This is a genomic window from Photorhabdus sp. RM322S, from assembly GCF_042879395.1.
In the GTDB taxonomy this organism is placed as follows: domain Bacteria; phylum Pseudomonadota; class Gammaproteobacteria; order Enterobacterales; family Enterobacteriaceae; genus Photorhabdus; species Photorhabdus khanii.
In genome coordinates, this window is sequence record NZ_JBHFKW010000115.1 from 1 (window position 1) to 1,953 (window position 1,953).

Annotated in this window: 2 protein-coding genes and 1 pseudogene; 2 read left to right on the top strand and 1 reads right to left on the bottom strand. The window is 43.5% G+C overall.

Annotated elements, in window-relative coordinates; translation table 11 throughout:
• Positions 1 to 334 (top strand): hypothetical protein (locus ACGF63_RS22775; protein WP_387633359.1); only part of this gene is annotated, 334 nt, incomplete at its 5' end.
• A 254-nt stretch (positions 335 to 588) separates the two neighbouring features.
• Here ACGF63_RS22775 and ACGF63_RS22780 read toward each other — a convergent pair.
• Entirely contained in the window at positions 589 to 1,350 is a 762-nt protein-coding gene (locus tag ACGF63_RS22780) for an IS5 family transposase (RefSeq protein ID WP_387633361.1), read from the bottom strand.
• A 199-nt stretch (positions 1,351 to 1,549) separates the two neighbouring features.
• Here ACGF63_RS22780 and ACGF63_RS22785 point away from each other — a divergent pair.
• Positions 1,550 to 1,953 (top strand): annotated as a pseudogene (locus ACGF63_RS22785) (IS4 family transposase); the annotation flags it as partial.

Below are 1,953 nucleotides of genomic sequence, written 5' to 3' on the forward strand. Positions count from 1 at the left end.
GAATATTAAGAATACTGCGGACATTGAGAACTACTGTGATATCTTCTATTCCGACATGGCGAGTGTTGTATCAGTACTGGATACGGCGGATATGAGCGCACAAAATATTGAACTACTGGAAGAAGCCTGCGAAGCTAACAGTGCTGGGCTCTGTCATGGGTTACATTTTCTGGGAGATACTCTTGTTACTTTTGCCGCTAATGACGTGGTAGAATTCACCCCAGAAAGTCTTTGTCAGTTAGGCCATTGTCTGGTTGCTATCAGCTCACTATTGCCGATGTTGTTTACTCTGTATCAGAAAGCCAATAAAGAAACTCAGCTACGCAACCTTTAACTCTGAAATAGCCTAAACGCTCATTATGCTAATCGCTTACACTTGTAATCCCATGATCTACAAGTGGATGCCATCCACGTACATCTTATACTGCTTTGGAATCATCCCCGATATAGTCCGTAACTGTACGGAATTGGTTACCGTATCAGAAATAAGAATAGGGCCATTGATCCCTTATTCCGTAATTCTGGGTTTTTCGGGCCAATAAATATCTGACGCTAAGCTAGGGGTTGTTTACCTTTCGGGTACCTAATTTATTCAGCCCACATAGGCAACCAGATAATGATAAAACCCAGAGCCAGCATACTGGCGTAATTACGCTCCAACTTATCGTATCTTGTTGCTATTGCACGAAAATGTTTAATTCTGGCAAACGCATTTTCCACCAAGTGGCGGTAACGATATAAACATTTATCAATACGCTTATCGGCTTTTCGACGGTTTTTCTTATAGGGAATGACCGGCGTTGCACCTTGTTGTTTCACGGCAAGCCTGAAGGCTTCGCTATCGTAACCTTTATCTGCAATCACAAAATCCGATGGCGGTGACTGTGACACCAGACTTTCTGCATGAACGATGTCGTGTGTTTGACCCCCAGAAAGCTCAAAATGCACAGGTAAACCGTCACTGTCCACGGCCAAATGGATCTTGGTTGACGGTCCACCTCGACTTTTTCCTATCGATTCATTTTCTTTAGAGGCCGCGCCTGCACTGTGTTGATGAGCCTGCACAATACTGCCATCAATGAACAGCCACTCCGTATCAGAATATTCAGATAAGAATTTGAATATTAAATTAAAAATAGCTTTCTTTGCCCATTCATTAAAACGTCGAAAGACGGTATTCCATTTCCCAAATTCAGGCGGTAAATCCCGCCAGGGACAACCGGTTCTCATGCGGTAAAGGATACCCTCAAAGGTCAGGTGATGTTCTTCTTTGTGATAAATCAGTCCACTTTGTTGCATGAATACAGCTAGCGTATTCCATAGGGGTTTTGATAGCATTGTTCTCGGCATGATGGTAAGGCAGGGTTGGTTTTTGGCGAAAGCAATTATACCCAATCATCATGCTGTTCAATAAGCCCTCTCAAAACGTCAACAGCCCCTCATAAACAGGATCTTTAGCGCCAACCGGTTATTTTAGATAGAAAAAAGGCTTTATTTATGATCTGATAATTGTCGCCAAACAAAATACCAAGATCAGAGAATAAAGCCGATGACAATTATCCCCACAAAACTTCAGTTAATGCAATTCTTCAATGACGTTTTTCTTGAAAAAACCGCCCGCCGATGTGGCTTTATGGAACGGCTCAGAAATATTGGGCCACAGTCTCTGGTTCTCAGTCTGATAGCCGCACTGAGCAAAGGAAACTGCACCTCCATCGCTGACCTGCACCGGCAATTTAACGGCATGTGTCTGAGTGAAAAACACACTGTCGCCTATAAACCCTTCCATAATCAGTTGCGTAAAAGCGCTTTCGCCGATTTTATGAAGACGCTGGCGACGTTTGCTATGGCTCAGTTGATTGAAAAAGCTTTGCCCCCCCCCTTACCCAAAAAATTCAGCCAGTTTGACGATATCCTCTTGCAGGATGGCAGCTCATTCAACGTTCATCCCGA